Origin of the sequence: Klebsiella sp. KPN54798 (assembly GCF_021184225.1) — a bacterium.
Lineage (GTDB): Bacteria > Pseudomonadota > Gammaproteobacteria > Enterobacterales > Enterobacteriaceae > Klebsiella > Klebsiella pneumoniae.
Genome location: NZ_CP089234.1, coordinates 1,210,480 through 1,236,483, shown reverse-complemented (window position 1 = coordinate 1,236,483; position 26,004 = coordinate 1,210,480). Strand labels below are relative to the sequence as shown.

Sequence of the window (26,004 nt, the reverse complement as noted above, 5' to 3'; positions counted from 1 at the left end):
GTTAATCATTATTCGTATTATCGGCTCGCGCCTTTCGCGCGGGCATAAACTGGCGAAACAACTCCCGGCTCTTGAGCGGTTTGCCGCCGAGATAGGGCTTCAGGGCGATACGGGTAAAGCGCTTCGCGGCGCGCAGCGTATCAACATCAGGAAACTCGCGACTCGCCAATGCTTTCAAATGGTGCCCGGTAAACGTGTTGTTATCAATCACCAGGCTGGCAATAAAGCCTTTTTCTTCACGATAGCGGTAGGTCATGGTGTCGTCTACCGGCTCGCCGCTCCCGGCGCAGTGGAGAAAATCCACGCCATAGCCCAGGTGCCCGAGCAGCGCCAGCTCAAAACGCCGCAGCGCGGGCTCCGGCGAGCCGCTGGCCCCGGCGAGCGCCTGAATGCAGTGCAGGTAGTCGAAAAAGAGTTCGGAGAAGCGTGTTTCGTGCTCCAGCACGCGGGAGATAAGCTCGTTAACGTAGAGACCGCTGTAGAGGGTGATGCCGCTGAGCGGCAGCGCCAGCGAAACGGCTTCCGCGCTGCGCAGGGTTTTGACTTCGCCGCGCCCGCCGAAGCGAACCAACAAGGGGGTAAAGGGCTGTAAAGCGCCTTTGAGATTAGAGCGTTTGGAGCGTGCGCCCTTGGCAACCAGGCGCACGCGACCGGATTCTTCCGTGAAGACGTCCAGCATCAGGCTGGTTTCGCTCCACGGACGGCTATGCAGGACAAAGGCGCGCTGCCATCCATCCACGTTGCGTTAACTCAGAGGTCGTCAACGTAACCGAGACTGCGCAGGGCGCGCTCGTCATCGGCCCAGCCGGATTTCACTTTCACCCACAGCTCGAGGTGCACCGGCGCTTCAAACATCTCCTGCATGTCCTTACGCGCTTCGATACCGATGGTTTTAATTTTGGCGCCTTTGTTGCCAATCACCATCTTTTTCTGCCCTTCGCGCTCGACGAGGATCAGGCCGTTGATATCGTAACCGCCGCGCTCGTTGCTGACGAAACGTTCGATTTCCACGGTGACGGAGTACGGCAGCTCAGCGCCGAGGAAACGCATCAGTTTTTCACGGATGATTTCGGAGGCCATAAAGCGTTGTGAGCGATCGGTAATATAATCTTCCGGGAAGTGATGGATCGCTTCCGGCAGATGCTTACGCACGATCGCCGCGATGGTATCAACGTTGGTGCCGGTTTCCGCTGAGATCGGTACGATATCGAGGAAATTCATCTGGCTGGCGAGGAACTGCAGGTGCGGTAACAGATCCGCTTTTTCCTGCACGTTATCCACCTTGTTGACCGCGAGGATCACCGGCGCTTTCGCGTCGCGCAGCTTGTTGAGCACCATCTCGTCGTCCTGCGTCCAGCGAGTGCCTTCCACCACGAAGATGACCAGTTCCACGTCGCCAATCGAACTGCTGGCCGCTTTGTTCATTAAGCGGTTAATGGCACGCTTCTCTTCCATATGCAGGCCCGGAGTATCAACGTAAATCGCCTGATACGGCCCTTCGGTATGGATACCGACGATGCGGTGACGGGTGGTCTGCGCTTTACGGGAGGTGATCGAGATCTTCTGCCCAAGCAGCTTGTTCAACAGCGTGGATTTGCCAACGTTTGGACGACCCACGATGGCGACAAACCCACAATAACTTTTTTCTTCGCTCATTCCAGCTCCAGCTTTTTCAGCGCCTGTTCGGCGGCAGCCTGCTCCGCCTTACGACGGCTGGAACCTGTGCCAACCACCGGTTCACTCAGGCCACTGACCTGGCAGTGGATAGTAAATTCCTGATCGTGCGCTTCGCCGCGAACCTGGACCACCAGGTAAGACGGCAGCGGCAGATGACGTCCCTGCAGATACTCCTGCAGACGCGTCTTCGGATCCTTTTGCTTATCGCCCGGACTGATTTCGTCCAGACGGGTCTGGTACCAGGAGAGGATTAAGCGTTCAACGTTCTGAATATCACTGTCGAGGAAAACCCCGCCAATTAACGCTTCAACGGTATCCGCGAGAATCGATTCGCGACGGAAACCGCCGCTTTTCAGCTCTCCCGGCCCGAGGCGCAGACACTCGCCCAGCTCAAACTCGCGGGCGATCTCCGCCAGCGTGTTGCCGCGCACCAGCGTCGCGCGCATACGGCTCATATCGCCTTCATCGACACGAGGAAAGCGATGATACAGCGCATTCGCGATCACGAAACTTAAAATGGAGTCACCTAAAAATTCCAGGCGCTCATTATGTTTGCTGCTGGCACTGCGGTGAGTTAATGCCTGTTGCAACAGCTCCTGATGATGAAAAGTGTAGCCCAGCTTTCGTTGAAGCCGATTAATTACGATGGGGTTCATGCGTTACCAATAAATGAATGCGTCAAAGATGCAGCACACGAAACCGACCTGAGCATTCGCTTCAAACAGTAATTTGAAACAGACCAATACGCTTTCGTGTGCAGTGTCACCCGGCAGAGCGACAACCAAAAACTTCGGGGGGATATTCTATACGCAACGACACGGGATGTCGTTAGTTTGAATGGATTTAAATACTAAATAATTCACGCCGCTGCGATAACAGCAGCGACGTGAATTCAGCAGAGGAAATTAATGAATTCCACCAATGCGCGATAACCGCACGCCGGTCGGCCATTCACCTTCCTGCTTTTCAAAACTCATCCAGATAGCGGTTGCTTTTCCGACCAGGTTGGCTTCCGGCACAAAGCCCCAGTACCGGCTGTCGGCGCTGTTATCCCGGTTGTCGCCCATCATGAAGTACTGACCGGGCGGCACAATCCAGGTGGCCAGCGGCAGACCGGACTGATGGTAGTACATCCCAACCTGATCCTGGGCAATCGGCACCATCAGAATTCGGTGCGTCACGTCGCCCAACGTCTCCTGACGCTCGGTAAGACGAATGCCGTCGGCTTTGGTTTCGCCCTTCGGCAACTGCCAGAAACCGCTGCTCGCTTCGCCGCCGTTGCTGCGGGAGAAGGTCTGAACAAAATCGCTCGGCTCCACGTTGGAATAGGTCACCGGCAGCGCGTTGCCGCAGGCCTGTCCGGAACTGCAGCCCGGCTGAATAGTGACCTGTTTGGCAACCGGATCGTAGGTGACCTTATCACCCGGTAACCCCACCGCGCGCTTAATGTAGTCCAGACGCGGGTCTTCCGGATATTTAAACACCACGATGTCGCCGCGCTTCGGATGGCCGGTCTCGATCAGCGTTTTCTGGTAGATAGGATCTTTAATGCCGTAGGCAAATTTCTCCACCAGAATAAAATCGCCGATGAGCAGCGTTGGCATCATCGAACCTGAAGGGATCTGGAAAGGCTCATAAATAAATGAACGTACCACCAGAACGATCGCCAGCACCGGGAAAACCGATGCGCCGGTTTCCAGCCAGCCCGGTTTCGGGCCGACTTTCTTCAGCGTCTTCTTGTCCAGTTGCTCGCCGGTCGCTGCCTGAGCAGCGGCCTGACGTTCACGACGTTTCGGTGCAAAAATGAACTTGTCCAGGCACCATAAAACGCCCGTCACCAGGGTTGCAATCACCAGGATCAGGGCAAACATGTTCGCCATGCCAACTCCTTAGGGTTATTTGCCGTCTTTACCAACGTGCAGAATGGCGAGGAACGCTTCCTGCGGCAGCTCAACGTTACCGACCTGCTTCATACGCTTCTTACCTTCTTTCTGCTTCTGCAGCAGCTTTTTCTTACGGCTGACGTCGCCGCCGTAGCATTTCGCCAGGACGTTTTTACGCAGCTGTTTCACCGTAGAGCGCGCGATAATGTGGTTACCGATGGCCGCCTGAATCGCGATATCGAACTGCTGACGCGGAATCAGATCTTTCATCTTTTCCACCAGCTCGCGGCCGCGATACGGCGCGTTATCGTTGTGGGTGATCAGCGCCAGCGCATCGACGCGCTCACCGTTGATCAGCACATCGACGCGTACCATGTTCGACGCCTGGAAGCGTTTGAAGTTGTAGTCCAGCGACGCATAGCCGCGGGAGGTGGACTTCAGGCGGTCGAAGAAGTCGAGAACCACTTCCGCCATCGGAATTTCATAGGTCAGCGCCACCTGTTTACCGTGGTAAACCATGTTGGTCTGCACCCCACGCTTCTCGACACACAAGGTAATCACGTTGCCGAGGAACTCCTGCGGCAGCAGCATGTGACACTCGGCGATCGGCTCGCGCAGCTCCTGAATATTATTCAGCGGCGGCAGCTTGGACGGGCTGTCGACGTAGATAACTTCTTTGGAGGTGGTCTCTACTTCGTAGACTACCGTCGGCGCGGTGGTGATCAGGTCGAGATCGTATTCACGCTCCAGACGCTCCTGAATGATCTCCATGTGCAGCAGGCCGAGGAAGCCGCAGCGGAAGCCGAAGCCCAGCGCGGTAGAGCTTTCCGGCTCGTAGAACAGAGAGGCATCGTTAAGGCTCAGTTTGCCCAGCGCGTCGCGGAAAGCTTCATAATCATCGGAGCTCACCGGGAACAGGCCGGCATACACCTGCGGTTTCACCTTCTTAAAGCCAGGCAGCGCTTTGTCTGCCGGGTTGCGGGCGGCGGTCAGGGTATCGCCCACCGGCGCGCCGAGGATGTCTTTGATCGCGCAGACCAGCCAGCCTACCTCGCCGCATTTCAGCTCGGTACGGTCAACCTGTTTCGGGGTGAAGATGCCCAGACGATCAGCGTTATAGACCTGGCCGGTGCTCATGACCTTGATCTTGTCGCCCTTGCGCATGGTGCCGTTTTTAATCCGCACCAGCGACACCACGCCGAGGTAGTTATCGAACCAGGAGTCGATAATCAGCGCCTGCAGCGGCGCGTCCGGATCGCCTTCCGGCGGCGGGATATCGCGCACCAGACGCTCCAGCACGTCGGTCACGCCGACGCCGGTTTTCGCTGAGCAGCGCACCGCGTCGTGGGCGTCGATCCCGACGATATCTTCAATCTCGTCCGCTACGCGCTCAGGGTCGGCCGCAGGCAGGTCGATCTTGTTGAGTACCGGAACCACTTCGAGATCCATCTCCATGGCGGTGTAGCAGTTGGCCAGGGTCTGGGCTTCTACCCCCTGCCCGGCGTCTACCACCAGCAGCGCGCCTTCGCACGCGGCAAGAGAACGGGAAACTTCATAAGAGAAGTCCACGTGGCCCGGGGTGTCGATAAAGTTCAGCTGGTAGGTCTCACCGTCGCTGGCCTTATAGTCCAGGGTGACGCTCTGCGCCTTGATGGTGATCCCGCGTTCGCGCTCAAGATCCATGGAGTCCAGAACCTGGGCTTCCATTTCACGATCAGAAAGGCCACCGCAAATCTGGATGATACGGTCAGACAGCGTCGACTTACCGTGGTCGATGTGAGCGATGATCGAAAAGTTACGTATATTCTTCATATTTAGAGTTAATTATGCCTTACGAGTATCATGAGGCCGCTGTACTGTGCCTGACGTTTTTTAATCCGAAAACGCCGCATTCTACACTACATCCGCGAAACCAGGAAATGCTGTTAGATCCAGCATACCCGCAGAAATTGTGGCGTTGTAACAGGAAAGGTAAATAAAGATAAGGGCCAGTGAAATCACTGGCCCATGTCGGAGGAAGGCGTATCAACACGCAGCAGATCCGGCGGCAGTGCGACGTTCAAAATCACCGGCTGCCAGGACTGACGTGCCGCCAGTCGCGGCGACAGACCGCGCGCCACCAGGAAGCCGCCGACGCCGCCCAGCAGCGCGCCGCAAAGTGACGCAATATCGCTGGCAAACAGCACCTGAAAAATAGACGCCATTACAAACAGCCCCGCCAGCGGCGCCATATACACCAGCATCGCTGAGCCCAGCAGGCTGCTTTCAGCGATCCCCAGCTCCACTTTTTGCCCCGCGGCCAACGGCTGCTCGCAGGGCACGCTAATGGTATGGCTGGTCTGCGGCCCCAGCTTGTTTAGCACCCGGCTACCACAGCCGGCACGGGAGGCGCAGCTGCTGCAGGAGGCTTTAACGTCGCAGTGCACCTGCGCCACGCCGTTATGCCAGGAAACCACGGTAGCCCACTCTTTAATCATTGTACTGCCTTGAATTTAATACTGTCAGAGATACGCTTCGCCGTCTGCGGCGGCAGCTCGCCCACTACGGTTATCTCCGCGTTATCGCGCACAGTCGTGCTGACGGTGCGTCGGCCGGTGCGCAACAGCTGGTCGCTGCTGGCCGCCGTGGCGCGGTTGATATTGATCGAGAAGCTGAACAAGCCGTCGGAATAGAGACGTGATTCTACCGGACCGTCAAAGGTGGGAAGACGGCGCTGGCTGCTGGAAACCTCAGTCACGCCCTGCGGGAGCCACGTCGGCGCCCAGTTGAAGTTAGCTTTGTCGCCTCCTTCAGGCACCGACAGCTGCGGCGGCAAATTCGCTTTTGCCAGCGTCTCCATGCTGGCGCTGACGTTATCGCCAACGTTGAAGGAGACGACCCGGAACTGCTCCAGCGTTTCCCCGTCGCGGTCGAGCAAATCGACGCGCAGCGGCAGCTTGGTTTCAGCATCCAGCCAGGCGATAAAGCTGTAGCGCGTGCCGTCGCGAGCCACGACGCGGATCACGTCGCAGAGGCGGTCAGCGATACGGGTACGGCCCACGGAGATAAAATCATACGCCGCGGAGAGGCGTTTGAAATCGCTATATACCAGCGATGGCAGCGAATCGACGATATAGTCGCCGTTCAGGGTGAACGGATCGAGACCGGGTTCAAAATAGCTGATTTCCGTGCCGCGCAGGACCACTTCCCGGCGCGGACCGTCCAGCTGCAGCAACTGCGCCAGCGGTTGGTTGTTCAGTCGCGCGTGACGATAGCGCAGCGACTCAACGCCTTGTTTGCTGATGCTAACAAAAGACAGCTCATAATTGAGAGACTGGCTGGCCAGGTTCATCTGCTGCAACAACGCCCCGGACGATGTATCAGCCGAGGCGTTGACAGAGAACAACAGGCTGCCTGCCATGAGCGACATGGCACACCAAAGTTGCTTCATTACTGCGATTGCGTTCCTAAAGTTTGATAGCCCGGTACCTGGACTGCGGCCTGCTGAGTCTGGGCCTGGCCAAACTGAAGCTGCTCAGCGTGCAGGCGGCGCTGCAGTTCGTAGTCCTGCAGCATGGCGTTAATTCGGCGGCGCTGTTCCTGGACCTGCGCCTGCTGGCCGCTTCCCGCTGACGCGTCAGCCGGCACGCCAAGACTTACCGGGCTTGCTTTACCCATCATGGGCAGCGTATTGAACACCGGCGCTTCTGGCTGCTGAGCGGAATCAGACTGACCATTATAGTGCTGGACGCCGACGATAACCGCAAGCGATACACAGGCGGCAACGCCCATTTGAGTCAGGGAGCTGGCCCACGGACGCACCTTGTTCCAGAACGGCATCTGCCGCCACTGATGCGGTGCGGGCTGAGATTCAGGAATAAGCGGCGCCGTCTGACGAACGGGCTCATTTTCAATGGCGGCCATCACCCGGGCGGAGATATCAAATTGCAGCACCTCAGCGGTATCGCCACGCAGCGTATCGCGGATAAGGTGATAACTCTCCCAGGTTTTTTGCATCTCAGAAGAACGACTCAGCTCGTTGAGCAGTTCGTTATCCAGCGTTTCACCATCCATTAAAGCCGAAAGTTTTTCTTTCTGCATGCCTGATACCCTTTTCCAGTATTCCGCTATCGTCAACGCCTGATAAGCGGTTGAACTTTATTATCAATAGCTTCTCGCGCCCGGAAGATACGCGAACGCACCGTCCCAACCGGACAATCCATGATAGCGGCTATCTCTTCATAGCTCAGGCCATCCAGCTCCCGTAACGTAATTGCCATGCGTAAATCTTCCGGGAGCGATTCAATGGTACGAAAAACTATTTGTCTCAGTTCTTCTGACAACATTAAGTTCTCAGGGTTCGAAATTTCTTTCAACGCCCCGCCGCTTTCGAAGTTTTCCGCCTCGTTGGCGTCAACATCGCTGGACGGCGGACGGCGCCCCTGAGCAACCAGATAATTCTTCGCCGTGTTGACGGCGATACGGTATAACCAGGTGTAAAAAGCGCTATCTCCCCGGAAAGAGTCCAGCGCACGCCATGCCTTAACGAACGATTCCTGAACAACGTCAGCGATATCGCCCGGCGGTACATAGCGGGAAACCAGGCTCGCGACCTTATGCTGATAGCGCACTACCAGCAAATTAAACGCTTTCTGATCTCCTTTCTGGACCCGTTCAACAAGGACCTGATCCGTTAACTGCTCGCTCATCCGAGGTAATGTCTCCCCAAACCCAATTCCCATGCGTCTTCAAAACACCACCCAAAATCTGCATTATGAGCAAGCTGACTGTTGGAGTGCATGAAAACAATAAAGTTCCGTTACGCTTTTTGTTTTTTGTCTGGCAACGGCGGCAGATCGTTATCAATCATTATATGCCCAGGTTGCTAAACGATAGGTAAGTCAATAAGAAAAAGCGCAGGCCCGTCTGAAGGGTATCGTAACACGCCGTTTATTTCACTATAAAATCCAATGCCATCAACCTGCCCCGCGTCTCATTTTCAGCGCGCAAGACGCCGTTTCCGTTCGCCTTTTGTTTAGCCGTCACAACAGCAGACAAAAAAATTGTACGATTCCTCACGGACCGGTGCTATTGTGAGCTAAATGTGTTTAGTAAATTAAACAAAGACAATGAATACCACTCCTGACTTCTCTTGTGATGTGTTGATTATCGGCAGCGGCGCTGCCGGTCTTTCCCTTGCCCTGCGCCTGGCTGAGCACAGTTCGGTGACAGTGCTGAGTAAAGGGCCGATCAGCGAAGGTTCGACGTTCTACGCCCAGGGTGGGATTGCCGCCGTCTTCGATGAGACGGACAGTATTGAATCCCATGTCGAAGATACCCTCATCGCCGGCGCGGGGCTCTGCGATCGTCATGCGGTCACCTTCGTCGCCAGCAACGCCCGATCATGCGTCCAGTGGCTTATCGATCAGGGAGTGCTGTTTGACACCCAGGTCCAGGCCAATGGCGAAGAGAGCTATCATCTCACGCGCGAAGGGGGGCACAGCCATCGGCGCATTCTTCACGCCGCCGACGCCACCGGCAAAGCGGTAGAGACGACGCTGGTCGATAAAGCGCTTGCCCATCCTAATATCCGCATCCTTGAGCGCAGCAATGCCGTCGATTTGATCGTATCGGATAAGATTGGCCTGCCGGGCACCCGCCGGGTGGTCGGGGCATGGATCTGGAATCGTAATAAAGAGCGGGTGGAAACCTGCAGCGCGAAAGCCGTAGTACTCGCTACCGGCGGGGCCGCGAAGGTTTACCAATATACCACTAACCCCGACGTCTCTTCCGGAGACGGGATTGCGATGGCCTGGCGGGCGGGATGTCGGGTGGCGAATCTGGAGTTTAACCAGTTCCACCCCACCGCGCTATATCACCCCCAGGCGCGTAATTTCCTGCTTACTGAAGCGCTGCGCGGCGAAGGCGCCCACCTTAAACGCCCGGATGGCACCCGCTTTATGCCGGACTTTGACGAGCGCGGCGAGCTGGCCCCGCGCGATATCGTCGCCCGCGCCATCGACCATGAAATGAAGCGCCTGGGCGTAGACTGTATGTTCCTTGATATCAGCCATAAACCCGAGGCGTTTGTTCGCCAGCATTTCCCGATGATTTATGAAAAGCTGCTCGGCCTGGGAATTGATTTAACCAAAGAGCCGGTGCCGGTCGTCCCCGCCGCGCATTACACCTGCGGCGGCGTGATGGTGGATGATAATGGCCGCACCGACGTCGATGGTTTATACGCCATCGGCGAAGTTAGCTACACCGGGCTGCACGGCGCGAATCGTATGGCGTCGAACTCGTTGCTGGAGTGCCTGGTCTATGGCTGGTCCGCCGCGGAGGATATTGCCCGGCGCCTGCCGCTCGCCCAGAAGGTCGCCACGCTGCCAGCATGGGATGAAAGTCAGGTGGAGATCCCGGATGAACTGGTGGTTATCCAGCACAACTGGCACGAACTGCGCCTGCTGATGTGGGATTACGTGGGGATTGTGCGCACCACCCGCAGGCTGGAGCGCGCCCTGCGGCGCATTACCATGCTCCAGCAGGAGCTGGATGAGTATTACGCCCGCTTCCGCGTCTCGAATAATTTGCTGGAACTGCGCAATCTGGTGCAGGTGGCGGAGCTTATCGTACGCTGCGCGATGTTGCGTAAGGAGAGCCGCGGTCTGCATTATACCCTCGACTATCCGCAGCCGCTGCCTGACAGCGGCCCGTCGATACTCTCGCCCCTGGCTCACATAAAGAGATAAAAGTCCTCGGTCAGAGCGGTAAAGCCTTCCGAATATTGCTGCTCTGGCCCGCGGATCGCCAGCCTGTCGCTGAAACACTCCCCTGCCGTCGGGGAGAAAGCCAGCAGCACCCGATGCGGCGGTCGCAGCTCGGTCTCCGCCACGTCAGTACGCAGTCGCAGATGCCAGCCCATCGCCCTTGCCCGTTCGATGAACGCATTACCAATATCCACCGGCAACACCACGCAAAAAAAACCTTCTTCGGTAATATGCTCTGCGGCACAGGTCAGCAGGGAGGCGTGATCGAGCGTAGTGGTGTACCGCGCCTGCTCTCGCTGCGAGGTCGCGCATGGCACGCCTTCGGCAAAAAAGGGCGGATTACTGATTATCAGTTCATAGCGTCGAGTTTGCGACGGCTGCCACTGATGAATATCGGCCTGCCAGACCTCAATCCGCGAAGCCCACGGCGACGCGAGGGCGTTTTCCCGCGCCTGAGCGGCGGCCTCTTCGTCCAGTTCTACCGCCTCGACATGCACATCATCTCCGGTACGCTGCGCGAGCATCAGCGCCAGCAAGCCGCTGCCCGCGCCAATATCCAGCACATGCTTCACTCCGGCAATCGGCGCCCAGGCGCCCAGCAAAATGCCGTCGGTACCCACCTTCATGGCGCAGCGATCGTGAGCGACAAAGAACCGTTTGAAGGTAAAACCATTGCGCGGCAGCGCAAACTTCGACTGAGACATCCTCAATAACCTTGCCGACAAAAACTCCTGAACCTAAGGCTATGCACAATACCGGAGAACAGATAGCCTTACAAACAGATGAACATTACGTCAGTAACGTCTATAATCGGCGGCCCACTCAGAGGTAGAACATGACTGTAACGACTTTTTCCGAACTTGAACTCGACGAAAACCTGCTGGAGGCCCTCCAGGATAAAGGTTTCACTCGCCCGACAGCCATTCAGGCCGCCGCTATTCCGCCTGCGCTCGATGGCCGTGACATTCTCGGTTCAGCGCCGACCGGCACCGGTAAAACGGCGGCGTATCTGCTGCCAGCGTTGCAGCACCTGCTCGATTTCCCGCGTAAGAAATCCGGCCCGCCGCGCATTCTTATCCTGACGCCGACCCGTGAGCTGGCGATGCAGGTGGCCGACCACGCCCGCGAGCTGGCGAAGCATACCCATCTGGACATCGCTACCATTACCGGCGGCGTGGCGTACATGAACCACGCGGAAGTGTTCAGCGAAAACCAGGACATCGTAGTCGCCACCACCGGTCGCCTGCTGCAATATATTAAAGAAGAGAATTTCGACTGCCGCGCCGTCGAGACCCTAATCCTCGATGAAGCCGACCGCATGCTGGATATGGGTTTTGCCCAGGATATCGAAACCATCGCCGGTGAAACTCGCTGGCGCAAGCAGACTATGCTGTTCTCCGCGACGCTGGAAGGCGATGCGATCAAAGACTTTGCTGAGCGTCTGCTGGAGGAGCCGGTTGAAGTTTCCGCCAATCCGTCAACCCGCGAGCGTAAGAAAATCCATCAGTGGTACTACCGCGCCGACGATATCGAACATAAAACCAAACTGCTGGTGAATCTGCTGCAACAGCCGGAAGCCACCCGCGCTATCGTGTTTGTGCGTAAGCGTGAGCGCGTGCATGAGCTGGCTAACTGGCTGCGTGAGGCCGGGATTAACACCTGCTGGCTGGAAGGCGAGATGGTGCAGGCCAAGCGAAACGAAGCTATCAAGCGCCTGACCGACGGCCGCGTCAACGTGCTGATCGCCACCGACGTCGCTGCCCGCGGTATCGATATTCCGGACGTCAGCCACGTCTTTAACTTCGATATGCCGCGTACCGCGGATACCTACCTGCACCGTATCGGTCGTACCGGCCGCGCCGGTAAAAAAGGGACCGCCATTTCTCTGGTCGAGGCTCATGACCACCTGCTGCTGGGTAAGATTGGTCGCTATATTGAAGAGCCGTTGAAAGCCAGAGTTATCGATGAACTGCGCCCGACGACCCGTGCGCCGAGCGAGAAGCTGACGGGTAAGCCATCGAAGAAAGTGCTGGCGAAGCGTGCGCAGAAGAAAAAAGATGAAAAAGAGAAACCGCGGGTGAAGAAGCGCCACCGCGATACGAAAAATATCGGTAAGCGCCGGAAGCCAAGCGCGGCCGGGACGCCATCAGCGTCCAGCGATGAGTAAAAAAAACGCCGGGATATCCCGGCGTTTTCACATCTGGCGTTAGCCTTACAGGCTTTCGGTAAAGGTACGGGCGATAACGTCGCGCTGCTGTTCCGGCGTCAGAGAGTTGAAGCGTACCGCGTAGCCGGAAACACGAATGGTCAGCTGCGGATATTTTTCCGGATGCTCAACCGCGTCCAGCAGGGTTTCGCGACGCAGCACGTTAACGTTCAGGTGCTGACCGCCTTCGACGCGCACTTCCGGTTTCACGTCCACCGGGATTTCACGGTATTCGATTTCACCCAGTTTGCTTACCGCAACCACATCATCTTCCGCAAAACCACCTTTGGCGCACAGGCAGCGCGCTTCGCCTTTTTCGCTATCCAGCAGCCAGAAAGAGTTGAGCAGGTCGTCGTTTGCCGCTTTAGTAATTTGGATACCAGTAATCATTTGATGCCTCCCAGGCAGTGTTTATTCGATTTTGGCCTCTTCGCGGCCAATTGGTAAAACCATTGTTGTATGAGTGTATATATATCAGCCGCACCCTCGGCATTCCTTGATATAAATCAATAAAAACCACTCACCCAACGTGGGTATAGGAGGTTTTTATTGTTTTACATCAAGTTACGCCATTGTGAGCTATAAATAATTTTGTAAATTTTCAATTTTTTTTGCATAAAAGCCGGCATCAGGCCGTGCCGATTTTGTTCTATAGAAAGAAGCCGTTAAGCTATAGCGATGACCCTTTTGCAGGAGAGCAAGATGACCACCCCTTTAACCTGGCATGACGTGCTGGCGGATGAAAAGCAACAACCCTATTTTCTCAATACTCTGAAGACCGTCGCCGAAGAGCGCCAGTCGGGGATCACCATCTATCCACCGCAAAAAGACGTCTTCAATGCGTTTCGCTTTACTGAACTGGGCGATGTCAAAGTCGTCATTCTCGGCCAGGACCCCTATCACGGCCCGGGTCAGGCCCACGGTCTGGCGTTCTCAGTTCGTCCGGGCGTCGCGATCCCGCCTTCGTTGCTGAATATGTATAAAGAGCTGGAGGCCACGATCCCCGGCTTTACCCGCCCCACCCACGGTTATCTCGAAAGCTGGGCACGACAGGGCGTGCTGCTGCTGAATACGGTCCTGACCGTCCGCGCCGGACAGGCGCACTCGCACGCCAGTCTGGGCTGGGAGACCTTTACCGATAAGGTTATCGCTTTAATCAATGAGCATTGCGAGGGAGTAGTTTTTCTGCTGTGGGGCTCTCATGCGCAGAAGAAAGGCGCGATTATCGATCGTCAGCGCCACTGCGTGCTGAAGGCGCCGCATCCATCACCGCTCTCTGCGCATCGCGGCTTCTTTGGCTGCAACCATTTCGTACAGACCAACCAGTGGCTGGTTGACCGCGGCGAAACGCCGATCGACTGGATGCCGGTCCTTCCCGCTGAAAGCGAGTGATTGACAGCCATAAAAAAAGCCAGCATCAGCTGGCTTTTTTGCATTCAGGCAGGCGAATCACGCCTTGTTCTGACGCCACCATTCCGCCAGCAGGACGCCGGTCGCCACAGAGACGTTCAGGCTTTCGACATTACCGGTACCGTCGATGGCAACGCTGAGATCGGCGCTGGAAATCGCCGCATCGGACAGACCATCACGTTCCTGGCCTAACGCCAGCACCATTTTCTTCGGCAGCTCGGCTTTAAACAGCGGGGTACCATTATGGCTGGACGTTGAGACAATCGCGTAGCCCGCTTTGCGGAACTGATCGAGGGTATCGATAAAGCTGTCGCCGGTGATCGGTTCAACATGCTCCGCACCGCCCTCCGCCGTACGGATCGCCGCCCCGGACTCCAGCACGCCAGCATCCTGAACCACCACGCCCTTCACGCCAAAGTGCGCGCAGCTACGCATGATCGCCCCGAGATTATGTGGGTTACCCACATCTTCCAGCGCCAGAACGCAATCTTCTTCCCCGGCCTTCGCGACCCATTGAGCAACAGAAGTGCCGTGGCGTTTTTTGATGAGGAAGCAGACGCCGCCGTGGTGCTCGGTGCCGGAGGCTTTCGCCAGCTCGGCTTCGTCCACCACGTGATAGGCCTTACGGTTGGCCGCCATCCAGCGCAGCGCCTCTTTAAAGCGCGGCGTCACGCTCTGAATAAACCAGGCGCGAACGATAGCTTCCGGACGGCTCTGGAACAGCGCCTGGCAGGCGTTTTCGCCATATACGCGGGTCTCTTCCGCACGCTGACGACGCAGCACTTCCGGATCGATAAAGCTCTTCCCGCTGATCCCGCCGTGATCTTCTTTTACCGGCGTCTCATCGCCAGGAGCGCGGGAAACGGTACGCCACGGAGACGCATCGTCGCGATGAAAATCATCGCGTTTGCGCTCGTCACGCTTACGGTCGTCACGTTTGCGATCGTCGCCGCGGCTGTTTCGTTCGTCACGCGCAGGGCGGCTGCGGCCGTCAACACGAGATTTTCCTGGACGACCTCCCCCTTTCCCGGTACGTGGGTTATGGGTGCGTTTGTCAGAATCATCATCACTGCGGACATACATCACTTTGACCTTGCCGCTTTTATTTTTCAGTTCGTCGCTCATCAATTTTCTCCACCTGCGCTGCGCGAAGCGCGCAGATTACCCGATGTGCCATCGCTTCGCCATGATTTCGTTTAAAAGCCGGCCTCTATTGCACTCATCGAACAAAACGCATTGTCCTCAAATAACACTTCATCGATAATATGTAACATCACAGAAACATATCGGCCACGTGCCACGTTGCAACCCATAACCAGAGGTTAGTTATGAATACCGTTTGTGCCAGTTGTCAGGCTCTGAACCGCCTCCCGGACGATCGTAGCGCGGATGGCGCAAAGTGCGGACGCTGCGGTCACGATCTTTTTGACGGCGACGTCATCAACGCGACCGGGGCAACGCTGGATAAACTCTTGAAGGACGATCTGCCGGTCGTTGTCGATTTCTGGGCGCCATGGTGCGGACCCTGCCGTAGCTTCGCGCCGATCTTTGAAGACGTCGCGGAAGAGCGTAGCGGGAAGATGCGTTTTGTGAAAGTCAACACCGAAGCGGAACGTGAGCTTAGCGCCCGGTTTCGTATCCGCAGCATCCCGACCATTATGATGTTCAAAAATGGCGAAGTGATCGACATGCTCAATGGCGCAGTGCCAAAAGCGCCATTCGATAGCTGGCTTAACGAAGCCGGCCAACAATAACCCTTCCGGGGCACCGCTTGTGCCCCGTTTTCACCTCTGCGACAATAGCGTTTTTCACTAGCGACTCCCATGACTGATAACGCTGTCCTTCGCCTGCGCGCCGAACGTCTCGCGCGAGCTACCCGCCCTTTCCTTGCGCGCGGCAATCGCATCCGCCGCTGCCAGCGCTGTCTGCTGCCGCTCAAGCAGTGCCTGTGCGCCACGTTAACCTCAGCGCAGGCCGCCAGCCGCTTCTGCCTGGTGATGTTTGATACGGAACCGATGAAGCCCAGCAACACTGGCCGGCTCATCGCCGATATTCTGCCAGATACCGAAGCGTTTCAGTGGTCGCGTACCGAACCGCCGCAGGCGCTGCTCGATCTGGTCGCCCATCCTGATTATCAGCCCATGGTCGTATTTCCGGCCTCCTATGCCGGGCCGGATCGCCAGGTCCTGAGCGCGCCGCCGTCCGGTAAACCGCCGCTGTTTATCATGCTCGACGGCACCTGGACCGAAGCGCGCAAAATGTTCCGTAAGAGTCCTTATCTCGACGCGCTGCCGATTATCTCCGTCGATCTGTCGCGCATCTCTGCCTACCATCTGCGCGAGGCGCACGCCGACGGACAATATTGTACCGCGGAAGTGGCCATCGCCCTGCTGGATCTGGCGGGCGATGCCCCGGCCGCCGCTGCGCTTGGCGAGCACTTCACCCGCTTCCGGACCCGCTATCTGGCGGGAAAAACCCAGCATAAGGGCAGTATCACAGCGGGCCAGGTGGAAAACGTTTAAAATCATTCGGTCACTGGGATGAAAGGAGACCGGTATGAGCCAACGAGGCCTGGAAGCGCTGCTGCGACCAAAGTCCATCGCCGTTATTGGCGCATCAATGAAGCCGCAGCGCGCTGGCTATCTCATGATGCGCAACCTGTTAGCCGGCGGCTTCAATGGCCCGGTGATGCCGGTCACCCCCGCCTGGAAGGCGGTTCTTGGGGTACTGGCATGGCCTACCATCAAGAGCCTGCCGTTTACCCCGGATCTGGCGGTGCTCTGTACTAACGCCAGGCGTAATCTCGAATTGCTCGAAGCCTTAGGGCAAAAAGGCTGCAAGACCTGCATCATCCTCTCTTCGCAGCCGGAACAGTACCCGGCGCTGCTCGAATGCGCCGCGCGCTATCAGATGCGTCTGCTCGGCCCCAACAGTCTCGGACTGCTGGCCCCATGGCAAGGGCTGAACGCCAGCTTTTCACCGGTGCCGATCCATCGCGGTAAACTGGCCTTTATCTCGCAGTCGGCCGCCGTCTCCAATACTATCCTTGACTGGGCGCAACAGCGCGAGATGGGTTTTTCCTACTTCATCGCCCTGGGCGATAGCCTGGATATTGATGTCGATGACCTGCTGGACTTTCTGGCCCGCGACAGCAAGACCAGCGCCATTTTGCTGTACCTCGAGCATCTCAGCGACGCGCGCCGCTTTGTCTCCGCCGCGCGCAGCGCTTCGCGAAACAAACCTATCCTGGTGATTAAAAGCGGCCGTAGTCCGGCGGCGCAGAAGCTATTGCACGCCAATTCCGGGATGGACCCGGCATGGGATGCGGCCATTCAGCGCGCTGGTCTGCTGCGGGTGCAGGATACCCATGAGCTGTTCTCTGCGGTGGAAACGCTCAGCCACATGCGCCCGCTGCGCGGTGAAAAACTGATGATCGTCAGCAACGGTGCGGCGCCGGCGGCGCTGGCGCTGGATGAGCTTTGGTTGCGAAACGGTAAGCTGGCGACTCTCAGCGAGGAGACGCGCGACGCCCTGCGCCAGGCGTTGCCGGTTGGCGTGGAGATCGCCAACCCGCTGGATCTACGCGATGACGCCAGTAGCGAACACTATCAGCGGGCGGTGAATGTTTTGCTCAACAGTCAGGACTATGACGCGCTGCTGGTGATCCACTCTCCCAGCGCCGCCGCGCCGGGCACCGAGAGTGCCCTGGCCCTGATTGACGCTCTGAAGCATCACCCGCGCGGTAAATATGTCACCGTGCTGACCAACTGGTGCGGCGAATTTTCCTCGCAGGAAGCGCGACGTTTATTCAGCGATGCCGGCCTCCCTACCTACCGTACGCCGGAGGGCACGATCACCGCTTTTATGCATATGGTGGAATACCGTCGCAACCAGAAACAACTGCGCGAGACGCCGGTGCTACCAGACTCCTTAACCGCCAATACCAGCGAGGCGCATGCTCTGCTGCAGCAAGCGATAGAAGACGGCGCCACCACGCTGGATACTCACGAGGTCAGCCCGGTGCTTCGGGCCTATGGCATCCACACGCTGCCAACCTGGATTGCCGCTGACAGCGCGGAAGCGGTGCATATCGCTGAGCAGATAGGCTATCCGGTTGCGCTGAAGCTGCGTTCTCCGGATATCCCGCACAAATCAGAAGTACAGGGGGTCATGCTCTATTTGCGTACCGCCGCCGAGGTGCAGCAGGCTGCAGATGCGATGATCGATCGCGTCAAACTGGCCTGGCCCCAGGCGCGCATTCATGGATTGCTGGTGCAAAGCATGGCCAATCGCGCTGGCGCCCAGGAGCTAAGAGTAGTGGTTGAGCACGATCCCGTCTTCGGCCCGTTGATTATGCTAGGCGAGGGCGGCGTGGAGTGGCGGGCCGAGGACCAGGCCGCCGTGGCGCTGCCGCCGCTGAATATGAACCTGGCGCGTTATCTGGTGATCCAGGCGATCAAAAATAAGAAGATCCGCGGCCGCAGCGCCTTGCGCCCGCTGGATATCGCTGGCTTAAGCCAGCTGCTGGTTCAGGTCTCGAACCTGATCGTCGACTGCCCGGAGATCCAGCGCCTGGATATTCATCCCCTGCTCGCCTCCGGCAACGAGTTTACGGCGCTGGACGTTACCCTGGGGCTTGCTCCCTTCAGCGGCGACAGTGAAAGCCGTCTCGCTATTCGTCCCTATCCGCACCAACTGGAGGAGTGGGTGGTGATGAAAAATGGCGATCGCTGTCTGTTCCGGCCGATCCTCCCGGAAGATGAGCCACAGTTGCTCGCATTTATCGCCCAGGTCACCAAAGAAGATCTCTATTATCGCTATTTTAGTGAGATCAACGAATTTACCCATGACGACTTAGCCAATATGACCCAGATCGACTACGATCGAGAAATGGCGTTTGTTGCCGTCAGGACCAGCGCAGAGAAGAGCGAGATCCTCGGCGTGACGCGGGCGATCTCCGATCCCGATAATATTGACGCCGAGTTTGCCGTTCTGGTCCGTTCAGATTTAAAAGGGTTAGGCCTGGGGCGAAGGTTGCTGGAAAAGCTGATCGCCTATACGCAAAGCCATGGCCTGCAGCGCCTTAATGGTATTACGATGCCAAATAACCGAGGCATGATAGGCCTCGCCAGAAAGCTGGGATTCACCGTCGATATTCAGCTGGAAGATGGGATTGTCAGCCTGTCGCTGCCCCTGAATCAGGGATAATCGCGCGACGCTGACCGCAATTGTTGACCACATTAGCGGGTAGTAATGGTATTATTGCCCGCTTACGTCGTCTGCATGGTACAGAAGACCCTTCAATAAACAGAGAAGAAACGCACTGTGATGTTGTCAAAATTTAAGCGTAATAAACATCAACAACACCTTGCCCAACTCCCTAAGCTTTCTCAGTCAGTTGATGATGTAGAGTTCTTTTACGCCCCTGCGGAATTCAGGGAAGCGTTACTGACCCGGATTGCCCACGCCACTCAGCGTATATGCATTATTGCGCTCTATCTGGAGCAAGATGATGGCGGAAAAGGAATTTTGCAGGCCCTTTATGACGCCAAACGCCAGCGTCCGGAACTGGATGTCCGCGTTCTGGTGGACTGGCACCGCGCTCAGCGTGGCCGTATCGGCGCCGCCGCCTCTAATACCAATGCCGACTGGTATTGTCGGATGGCCAATGAAAATCCAGGGGTAGATATCCCCGTTTACGGCGTGCCGATTAACACCCGGGAGGCGCTCGGCGTTCTCCATTTCAAAGGCTTTATTATTGATGACTGCGTCCTCTACAGCGGCGCCAGCCTGAATGATGTTTATCTGCATCAGCATGATAAGTATCGCTATGATCGCTATCAGTGCATCCGTAACGGCAAAATGGCGGACATCATGTTCGACTGGGTCGACAACAATCTGGTTCAGGGGCGCGGCGTTAACCGTCTCGACAGACCGGATCGGCCAAGAAGCCCGGAAATCAAAAACGACATTCGCCAGTACCGTCAGGAGCTCCGCGACCGCAGCTACCATTTTGTCGGCACCGCTGGTGACGAAGAACTCTCCGTCACCCCGCTGGTAGGCCTGGGTAAATCGAGCCTGCTGAATAAAACCATCTTTCACCTGATGCCCTGTGCCGAACACAAGCTGACGATCTGCACCCCCTACTTCAACCTCCCTGCCGTACTGGTAAGAAATATCATCCAGCTGCTGCGCGACGGAAAACAGGTGGAGATTATTGTCGGCGATAAAACGGCTAACGATTTCTACATTCCTGAAGATCAGCCGTTTAAAATCATCGGCGCCCTTCCCTATCTGTATGAGATCAACCTGCGGCGTTTCCTCAGCCGGCTGCAGTATTATGTCAATACCGATCAGCTGATCGTCCGCCTGTGGAAGGATGATGATAACAGCTACCACCTGAAAGGCATGTGGGTTGACGATGAGTGGATGCTGCTCACTGGCAACAACCTGAACCCGCGCGCCTGGCGGCTCGATCTGGAAAACGCCATTCTGATCCACGATCCAAAGCGGCAGCTGGGGGCCATGCGGGAGAAAGAGCTGAAGCTCATCCGCACCCACACCACGGTAGTGAAACATTATCGGGATCTGCAAAGTATCGCCGACTATCCGGTGAAAGTGCGAAAACTGATCCGCCGCCTGCGGCGGATCCGCATTGACCGGCTGATCAGCCGTATTCTCTGACTATCAGCCCCGCCTCGACGGGGCTTTTTTCTGGAAGTGCTATGCGTACGATATTAGTGATTGCTTCGCTGCTGTTAACCGGCTGCAGCCACATGGCAAATGATGCATGGTCCGGTCAGGACAAAGCCCAGCATTTTCTGGCCTCAGCGATGCTCTCTGCCGCTGGCAATGAATATGCGCAACATCAGGGTTACAGCCGGGACCGCAGCGCCGCTATCGGCCTGATGTTTTCCGTCAGCCTTGGCGCCTCAAAAGAGCTTTGGGACAGCCGCCCGGCTGGGAGCGGCTGGAGCTGGAAGGATTTTGCCTGGGATGTCGCCGGCGCGACCACCGGCTACGCTGTATGGCAGTTGGCTCATCAGTAAGCGTTACAGACGCAACCCCTTCCCTTTGCGATGCAACATCAGGGAGACAAGGAAGGCAATGGCGGCCATCACCGTCACATACCAGTAGAACGCGTGCTCTATCCCTGCCGACTTAAGCGACAGCGCGACGTACTCCGCAGAGCCGCCGAACAATGCGTTCGCGACGGCATAGGACAACCCGACCCCAAGCGCGCGAACCTGAGCCGGGAACATCTCTGCTTTCAGGATGCCGCTGATCGAGGTATAGAAACTGACAATCAGTAAGGCGCAGATCACCAGGCCGAAGGCGGCATAGGGTGAGCTCACTTTTTGCAAGGCGCTGAGAATAGGCACGGTAAATAACGTCGCCAGCACGCCAAAGCACAGCATGGAGGTCCGACGGCCAACTTTATCCGAGAAGGCGCCGAATAGCGGCTGAACCAGCATATAAACGAACAGCGCCGCGGTCATGATCACGCTGGCGGTGCTGGCCGTCATGCCCGCCGTGTTGACCAGATACTTTTGCATATAGGTGGTGAAGGTGTAGAAGGTCAGCGATCCGGCGGCGGTAAAGCCTAACACCATCGCAAAGGCCCGGCGATTGCGCCACAACCCTTTAAATGAGCCAGCCTCTTTCAGCGCCCGGGTCTCCTGCTTCGAGGTTTCGTCCAGCTGGCGACGCAGCCACAGCGCGACGATAGCCAGTACCGCCCCGAGGGCAAAAGGAATACGCCATCCCCAGGCATGGAGATCTTCATCGCTAAGCACCTGCTGGAGCGCCACAACCACTAATACAGCCAGCAGTTGACCACCAATCAGCGTAACGTACTGGAAGGAGGCATAGAAGCCTTTCTTACCCTCCACCGCGACTTCACTCATATAGGTCGCACTGGTGCCGTATTCTCCGCCAACAGACAGCCCCTGGAACAGACGCGCCAGCAGCAGCAGCGCCGGGGCCCAGGTGCCGATCACCGCATAACCCGGCAGACAGGCAATCACCAGTGAGCCAAAGCACATCATGCAGACCGAGATAAGCATGGACGTTTTACGTCCCCGGCGGTCAGCGATCCGACCAAACAGCCATCCACCGATAGGACGCATCAGAAATCCGGCGGCAAATACGCCTGCCGTTTGCAGCAGTTGGGTGGTGGTATTTCCGGATGGAAAGAAGATGTGCGCGAAATAGAGCGAGCAGAATGAGTAAACGTAAAAATCAAACCATTCAACCAGATTCCCCGAGGAAGCGCCAACAATTGCCCAAATACGACGACGGGTATCGGCCAGTTCCGGCGCGCCCCGTTCGGTAATGCTACTTTCTGTCATTGTTATATTGCTCCAGCAAAGACTGCAATCTGTCTTGTCGGGCGTACCACGTCACGCAGACAAATTAATTAGTAAACTAAATGTTATATAATTGTTATATTTTTATATGTGATTGGATTCACATTTTTTTTCGCAAGCACGGTTTTCGCGATCATCGCCAGCGCAGGGCAGGGAAAAAGTGGATTATGGCGAAGGGATTGCCATGACGGGGTTTTATTTTGCGTTGAAATGAGATAATGGAGCGAACATGGCGTAATTTTCGCCGGAGGCGGTGCTGCGCACTTTGTCCGGGCTACGCTTTTGTAGCCCCGGTAAGCGCAGCGCCACCGGGGGAGATATACCCCACACAGCAAAAAACCCCGCACCTTTCGGGACGGGGTTCTTTTTAAACGCAAAAACAAAAAGCCCGGTCTTTCGACCGGGCTTTCTGCTTTATTTGATGCCTGGCAGTTCCCTACTCTCACATGGGGAGACCCCACACTACCATCGGCGCTACGGCGTTTCACTTCTGAGTTCGGCATGGGGTCAGGTGGGACCACCGCGCTAGTGCCGCCAGGCAAATTCTTTGTGCTCAGTACGCAATTCTTTATCGCATCAGCTGCGTTGCCTGCGCTCGTAAAGTCAGTCACATACTTCAGTATGCTCCTTCCTTTCCGTCGCTTGTCGCCTTGCTGCTGCGCAAATTATTGCGTACTCAACTCTGAATCTAAGCTGAAAACTCTCTCAATTCGCCAAAACATCTTCGGCGTTGTAAGGTTAAGCCTCACGGTTCATTAGTACCGGTTAGCTCAACGCATCGCTGCGCTTACACACCCGGCCTATCAACGTCGTCGTCTTCAACGTTCCTTCAGGAGACTTAAAGTCTCAGGGAGAACTCATCTCGGGGCAAGTTTCGTGCTTAGATGCTTTCAGCACTTATCTCTTCCGCATTTAGCTACCGGGCAGTGCCATTGGCATGACAACCCGAACACCAGTGATGCGTCCACTCCGGTCCTCTCGTACTAGGAGCAGCCCCCCTCAATTCTCCAGCGCCCACGGCAGATAGGGACCGAACTGTCTCACGACGTTCTAAACCCAGCTCGCGTACCACTTTAAATGGCGAACAGCCATACCCTTGGGACCTACTTCAGCCCCAGGATGTGATGAGCCGACATCGAGGTGCCAAACACCGCCGTCGATATGAACTCTTGGGCGGTATCAGCCTGTTATCCCCGGAGTACCTTTTATCCGTTGAGCGATGGCCCTTCCATTCAGAACCACCGGATCACTATGACCTGCTTTCGCACCTGCTCGCGCCGTCACGCTCGCAGTCAAGCTAGCTTATGCCATTGCACTAACCTCCTGATGTCCGACCAGGATTAGCTAACCTTCGTGCTCCTCCGTTACGCTTTGGGAGGAGACCGCCCCAGTCAAACTACCCACCAGACACTGTCCGCAACCCCGGTAAGGGGCCAACGTTAGAACATCAAACATTAAAGGGTGGTATTTCAAGGTTGGCTCCACGCAGACTGGCGTCCACGCTTCAAAGCCTCCCACCTATCCTACACATCAAGGCTCAATGTTCAGTGTCAAGCTATAGTAAAGGTTCACGGGGTCTTTCCGTCTTGCCGCGGGTACACTGCATCTTCACAGCGAGTTCAATTTCACTGAGTCTCGGGTGGAGACAGCCTGGCCATCATTACGCCATTCGTGCAGGTCGGAACTTACCCGACAAGGAATTTCGCTACCTTAGGACCGTTATAGTTACGGCCGCCGTTTACCGGGGCTTCGATCAAGAGCTTCTCCTTACGGATAACCCCATCAATTAACCTTCCGGCACCGGGCAGGCGTCACACCGTATACGTCCACTTTCGTGTTTGCACAGTGCTGTGTTTTTAATAAACAGTTGCAGCCAGCTGGTATCTTCGACTGGTCTCAGCTCCATCCGCAGGGACTTCACCTACACACCAGCGTGCCTTCTCCCGAAGTTACGGCACCATTTTGCCTAGTTCCTTCACCCGAGTTCTCTCAAGCGCCTTGGTATTCTCTACCTGACCACCTGTGTCGGTTTGGGGTACGATTTAATGTTACCTGATGCTTAGAGGCTTTTCCTGGAAGCAGGGCATTTGTTACTTCAGCACCGTAGTGCCTCGTCATCACACCTCAGCCTTGATTATCCGGATTTGCCTGGACAACCAGCCTACATGCTTAAACCGGGACAACCGTCGCCCGGCTAACATAGCCTTCTCCGTCCCCCTTCGCAGTAACACCAAGTACAGGAATATTAACCTGTTTCCCATCGACTACGCCTTTCGGCCTCGCCTTAGGGGTCGACTCACCCTGCCCCGATTAACGTTGGACAGGAACCCTTGGTCTTCCGGCGAGCGGGCTTTTCACCCGCTTTATCGTTACTTATGTCAGCATTCGCACTTCTGATACCTCCAGCATGCCTCACAGCACACCTTCGCAGGCTTACAGAACGCTCCCCTACCCAACAACACATAGTGTCGCTGCCGCAGCTTCGGTGCATGGTTTAGCCCCGTTACATCTTCCGCGCAGGCCGACTCGACCAGTGAGCTATTACGCTTTCTTTAAATGATGGCTGCTTCTAAGCCAACATCCTGGCTGTCTGTGCCTTCCCACATCGTTTCCCACTTAACCATGACTTTGGGACCTTAGCTGGCGGTCTGGGTTGTTTCCCTCTTCACGACGGACGTTAGCACCCGCCGTGTGTCTCCCGTGATAACATTCTTCGGTATTCGTAGTTTGCATCGGGTTGGTAAGTCGGGATGACCCCCTAGCCGAAACAGTGCTCTACCCCGAAGATGAGTTCACGAGGCGCTACCTAAATAGCTTTCGGGGAGAACCAGCTATCTCCCGGTTTGATTGGCCTTTCACCCCCAGCCACAAGTCATCCGCTAATTTTTCAACATTAGTCGGTTCGGTCCTCCAGTTAGTGTTACCCAACCTTCAACCTGCCCATGGCTAGATCACCGGGTTTCGGGTCTATACCCTGCAACTTAACGCCCAGTTAAGACTCGGTTTCCCTGCGGCTCCCCTATACGGTTAACCTTGCTACAGAATATAAGTCGCTGACCCATTATACAAAAGGTACGCAGTCACACCCGAAGGTGCTCCCACTGCTTGTACGTACACGGTTTCAGGTTCTTTTTCACTCCCTCGCCGGGGTTCTTTTCGCCTTTCCCTCACGGTACTGGTTCACTATCGGTCAGTCAGGAGTATTTAGCCTTGGAGGATGGTCCCCCCATATTCAGACAGGATACCACGTGTCCCGCCCTACTCTTCGAGTTCACAGCCTGTGCATTTTGGTGTACGGGACTATCACCCTGTACCGTCGGACTTTCCAGACCGTTCCACTAACACACAAGCTGATTCAGACTCTGGGCTGCTCCCCGTTCGCTCGCCGCTACTGGGGGAATCTCGGTTGATTTCTTTTCCTCGGGGTACTTAGATGTTTCAGTTCCCCGGTTCGCCTCGTTAACCTATGTATTCAGTTAACGATAGTGCAACGAATTGCACTGGGTTTCCCCATTCGGACATCGCCGGCTGTAACGGTTCATATCACCTTACCGACGCTTTTCGCAGATTAGCACGTCCTTCATCGCCTCTGACTGCCAGGGCATCCACCGTGTACGCTTAGTCGCTTAACCTCACAACCCGAAGATGTTTCGTAAAACATCATCGTGTCGCGAAAATTTGAGAGACTCGAACACACATTAACTGTGTGTCGT

General features: G+C 56.3%; 22 protein-coding genes and 2 rRNA genes. 8 read left to right on the top strand and 16 right to left on the bottom strand.

Annotation, left to right across the window (positions count from 1 at the left end; all coding sequences use genetic code 11):
- Window position 1 precedes the first annotated feature (1 nt).
- The 10 genes from recO to rseD all read right to left on the bottom strand — a co-directional run bounded on the left by recO (window position 2) and on the right by rseD (window position 8,340).
- Window positions 2-739 (bottom strand): DNA repair protein RecO, encoded by a 738-nt coding sequence (gene recO / locus LPQ25_RS06105; RefSeq protein WP_002914062.1) that lies wholly within the window; start codon window positions 737-739, stop codon window positions 2-4.
- A gap of 11 nt (window positions 740-750) precedes the next feature.
- Entirely contained in the window at window positions 751-1,656 is a 906-nt protein-coding gene (gene era, locus LPQ25_RS06100) for a GTPase Era (protein ID WP_002914063.1), read from the bottom strand.
- The gene (gene rnc / locus LPQ25_RS06095; RefSeq protein ID WP_002914065.1) at window positions 1,653-2,333 is read right to left on the bottom strand and encodes a ribonuclease III; all 681 of its coding nucleotides are present in this window, start codon (window positions 2,331-2,333) and stop codon (window positions 1,653-1,655) included. Before rnc ends, era begins: the two co-directional genes overlap by 4 nt.
- A gap of 249 nt (window positions 2,334-2,582) precedes the next feature.
- Window positions 2,583-3,557, bottom strand: a complete 975-nt coding sequence (gene lepB, locus LPQ25_RS06090; RefSeq protein WP_002914067.1) for a signal peptidase I — start codon at window positions 3,555-3,557, stop codon at window positions 2,583-2,585.
- A 15-nt stretch (window positions 3,558-3,572) separates the two neighbouring features.
- Complete coding sequence (gene lepA / locus LPQ25_RS06085; RefSeq protein ID WP_002914069.1) at window positions 3,573-5,372, bottom strand: translation elongation factor 4; 1,800 nt, start codon at window positions 5,370-5,372, stop codon at window positions 3,573-3,575.
- Between the two features lie 185 nt (window positions 5,373-5,557).
- Window positions 5,558-6,037: a SoxR-reducing system protein RseC gene (rseC, locus tag LPQ25_RS06080; RefSeq protein WP_004144354.1), complete on the bottom strand. Its 480-nt coding sequence runs from the start codon at window positions 6,035-6,037 to the stop codon at window positions 5,558-5,560.
- Window positions 6,034-6,990, bottom strand: coding sequence for a sigma-E factor regulatory protein RseB (rseB, locus tag LPQ25_RS06075; RefSeq protein ID WP_002914070.1), 957 nt, complete (start codon window positions 6,988-6,990; stop codon window positions 6,034-6,036). The genes rseC and rseB overlap by 4 nt, the downstream gene beginning before the upstream one ends.
- A complete protein-coding gene (gene rseA, locus LPQ25_RS06070) occupies window positions 6,990-7,640 on the bottom strand; it encodes an anti-sigma-E factor RseA (protein WP_002914072.1) in 651 nt (216 codons plus the stop codon). Before rseA ends, rseB begins: the two co-directional genes overlap by 1 nt.
- A 32-nt stretch (window positions 7,641-7,672) precedes the next feature.
- Entirely contained in the window at window positions 7,673-8,248 is a 576-nt protein-coding gene (rpoE, locus tag LPQ25_RS06065) for an RNA polymerase sigma factor RpoE (RefSeq protein WP_002914074.1), read from the bottom strand.
- A complete protein-coding gene (gene rseD / locus LPQ25_RS27350) occupies window positions 8,245-8,340 on the bottom strand; it encodes a rpoE leader peptide RseD (RefSeq protein WP_121980491.1) in 96 nt (31 codons plus the stop codon). Before rseD ends, rpoE begins: the two co-directional genes overlap by 4 nt.
- 328 nt (window positions 8,341-8,668) lie before the next feature.
- Between rseD and nadB the strand changes: the two genes are divergently transcribed.
- A complete protein-coding gene (nadB, locus tag LPQ25_RS06060) occupies window positions 8,669-10,288 on the top strand; it encodes an L-aspartate oxidase (protein ID WP_004180927.1) in 1,620 nt (539 codons plus the stop codon).
- Here nadB and trmN read toward each other — a convergent pair.
- Entirely contained in the window at window positions 10,273-11,010 is a 738-nt protein-coding gene (gene trmN, locus LPQ25_RS06055) for a tRNA(1)(Val) (adenine(37)-N(6))-methyltransferase TrmN (protein ID WP_002914079.1), read from the bottom strand. The genes nadB and trmN overlap by 16 nt on opposite strands.
- A 131-nt stretch (window positions 11,011-11,141) precedes the next feature.
- On the opposite strand from trmN, the gene srmB reads away from it, so the two are divergent.
- Window positions 11,142-12,473, top strand: coding sequence for an ATP-dependent RNA helicase SrmB (gene srmB / locus LPQ25_RS06050; RefSeq protein ID WP_002914082.1), 1,332 nt, complete (start codon window positions 11,142-11,144; stop codon window positions 12,471-12,473).
- A gap of 45 nt (window positions 12,474-12,518) precedes the next feature.
- Here the strand turns inward: srmB and grcA are convergent, their stop codons facing one another.
- Window positions 12,519-12,902: an autonomous glycyl radical cofactor GrcA gene (gene grcA / locus LPQ25_RS06045; protein ID WP_002914084.1), complete on the bottom strand. Its 384-nt coding sequence runs from the start codon at window positions 12,900-12,902 to the stop codon at window positions 12,519-12,521.
- Window positions 12,903-13,214: 312 nt separating this feature from the next.
- On the opposite strand from grcA, the gene ung reads away from it, so the two are divergent.
- Window positions 13,215-13,904: a uracil-DNA glycosylase gene (ung, locus tag LPQ25_RS06040; RefSeq protein WP_002914088.1), complete on the top strand. Its 690-nt coding sequence runs from the start codon at window positions 13,215-13,217 to the stop codon at window positions 13,902-13,904.
- Window positions 13,905-13,961: 57 nt separating this feature from the next.
- Here the strand turns inward: ung and LPQ25_RS06035 are convergent, their stop codons facing one another.
- Complete coding sequence (locus tag LPQ25_RS06035) at window positions 13,962-15,047, bottom strand: tRNA/rRNA methyltransferase (RefSeq protein WP_004174810.1); 1,086 nt, start codon at window positions 15,045-15,047, stop codon at window positions 13,962-13,964.
- A 203-nt stretch (window positions 15,048-15,250) separates the two neighbouring features.
- On the opposite strand from LPQ25_RS06035, the gene trxC reads away from it, so the two are divergent.
- The 5 genes from trxC to LPQ25_RS06010 all read left to right on the top strand — a co-directional run bounded on the left by trxC (window position 15,251) and on the right by LPQ25_RS06010 (window position 20,971).
- Window positions 15,251-15,676 (top strand): thioredoxin TrxC, encoded by a 426-nt coding sequence (gene trxC, locus LPQ25_RS06030; RefSeq protein ID WP_002914091.1) that lies wholly within the window; start codon window positions 15,251-15,253, stop codon window positions 15,674-15,676.
- 69 nt (window positions 15,677-15,745) lie between these two features.
- On the top strand, window positions 15,746-16,444 hold the full coding sequence (gene tapT / locus LPQ25_RS06025; RefSeq protein WP_002914092.1) for a tRNA-uridine aminocarboxypropyltransferase: 699 nt from the start codon (window positions 15,746-15,748) through the stop codon (window positions 16,442-16,444).
- Window positions 16,445-16,478: 34 nt separating this feature from the next.
- Window positions 16,479-19,130, top strand: coding sequence for a bifunctional acetate--CoA ligase family protein/GNAT family N-acetyltransferase (locus LPQ25_RS06020; protein ID WP_014907103.1), 2,652 nt, complete (start codon window positions 16,479-16,481; stop codon window positions 19,128-19,130).
- 120 nt (window positions 19,131-19,250) lie between these two features.
- Window positions 19,251-20,606, top strand: a complete 1,356-nt coding sequence (gene pssA, locus LPQ25_RS06015) for a CDP-diacylglycerol--serine O-phosphatidyltransferase (RefSeq protein WP_002914094.1) — start codon at window positions 19,251-19,253, stop codon at window positions 20,604-20,606.
- Between the two features lie 41 nt (window positions 20,607-20,647).
- Window positions 20,648-20,971, top strand: a complete 324-nt coding sequence (locus tag LPQ25_RS06010) for a YfiM family lipoprotein (protein ID WP_004888435.1) — start codon at window positions 20,648-20,650, stop codon at window positions 20,969-20,971.
- A gap of 3 nt (window positions 20,972-20,974) precedes the next feature.
- Here LPQ25_RS06010 and LPQ25_RS06005 read toward each other — a convergent pair whose 3' ends face one another.
- From LPQ25_RS06005 to LPQ25_RS05995, 3 genes are all read right to left on the bottom strand, one after another.
- Complete coding sequence (locus LPQ25_RS06005; RefSeq protein ID WP_004144368.1) at window positions 20,975-22,273, bottom strand: MFS transporter; 1,299 nt, start codon at window positions 22,271-22,273, stop codon at window positions 20,975-20,977.
- Between the two features lie 441 nt (window positions 22,274-22,714).
- A 5S ribosomal RNA gene (rrf, locus tag LPQ25_RS06000) occupies window positions 22,715-22,830 on the bottom strand.
- A 195-nt stretch (window positions 22,831-23,025) separates the two neighbouring features.
- Window positions 23,026-25,923, bottom strand: a 23S ribosomal RNA gene (locus LPQ25_RS05995).
- Between the last annotated feature and the right edge of the window lie 81 nt (window positions 25,924-26,004).

Coding starts and splice junctions, on each gene's coding strand:
- era (WP_002914063.1), bottom strand. CDS start 1,656: ATGAGCGAAGAAAAAAGTTATTGTGGGTTTGTCGCCATCGTGGGTCGT.
- rnc (WP_002914065.1), bottom strand. CDS start 2,333: ATGAACCCCATCGTAATTAATCGGCTTCAACGAAAGCTGGGCTACACT.
- lepB (WP_002914067.1), bottom strand. CDS start 3,557: ATGGCGAACATGTTTGCCCTGATCCTGGTGATTGCAACCCTGGTGACG.
- lepA (WP_002914069.1), bottom strand. CDS start 5,372: ATGAAGAATATACGTAACTTTTCGATCATCGCTCACATCGACCACGGT.
- rseC (WP_004144354.1), bottom strand. CDS start 6,037: ATGATTAAAGAGTGGGCTACCGTGGTTTCCTGGCATAACGGCGTGGCG.
- rseB (WP_002914070.1), bottom strand. CDS start 6,990: ATGAAGCAACTTTGGTGTGCCATGTCGCTCATGGCAGGCAGCCTGTTG.
- rseA (WP_002914072.1), bottom strand. CDS start 7,640: ATGCAGAAAGAAAAACTTTCGGCTTTAATGGATGGTGAAACGCTGGAT.
- rpoE (WP_002914074.1), bottom strand. CDS start 8,248: ATGAGCGAGCAGTTAACGGATCAGGTCCTTGTTGAACGGGTCCAGAAA.
- rseD (WP_121980491.1), bottom strand. CDS start 8,340: ATGCACTCCAACAGTCAGCTTGCTCATAATGCAGATTTTGGGTGGTGT.
- nadB (WP_004180927.1), top strand. CDS start 8,669: ATGAATACCACTCCTGACTTCTCTTGTGATGTGTTGATTATCGGCAGC.
- trmN (WP_002914079.1), bottom strand. CDS start 11,010: ATGTCTCAGTCGAAGTTTGCGCTGCCGCGCAATGGTTTTACCTTCAAA.
- srmB (WP_002914082.1), top strand. CDS start 11,142: ATGACTGTAACGACTTTTTCCGAACTTGAACTCGACGAAAACCTGCTG.
- grcA (WP_002914084.1), bottom strand. CDS start 12,902: ATGATTACTGGTATCCAAATTACTAAAGCGGCAAACGACGACCTGCTC.
- ung (WP_002914088.1), top strand. CDS start 13,215: ATGACCACCCCTTTAACCTGGCATGACGTGCTGGCGGATGAAAAGCAA.
- LPQ25_RS06035 (WP_004174810.1), bottom strand. CDS start 15,047: ATGAGCGACGAACTGAAAAATAAAAGCGGCAAGGTCAAAGTGATGTAT.
- trxC (WP_002914091.1), top strand. CDS start 15,251: ATGAATACCGTTTGTGCCAGTTGTCAGGCTCTGAACCGCCTCCCGGAC.
- tapT (WP_002914092.1), top strand. CDS start 15,746: ATGACTGATAACGCTGTCCTTCGCCTGCGCGCCGAACGTCTCGCGCGA.
- LPQ25_RS06020 (WP_014907103.1), top strand. CDS start 16,479: ATGAGCCAACGAGGCCTGGAAGCGCTGCTGCGACCAAAGTCCATCGCC.
- pssA (WP_002914094.1), top strand. CDS start 19,251: ATGTTGTCAAAATTTAAGCGTAATAAACATCAACAACACCTTGCCCAA.
- LPQ25_RS06010 (WP_004888435.1), top strand. CDS start 20,648: ATGCGTACGATATTAGTGATTGCTTCGCTGCTGTTAACCGGCTGCAGC.
- LPQ25_RS06005 (WP_004144368.1), bottom strand. CDS start 22,273: ATGACAGAAAGTAGCATTACCGAACGGGGCGCGCCGGAACTGGCCGAT.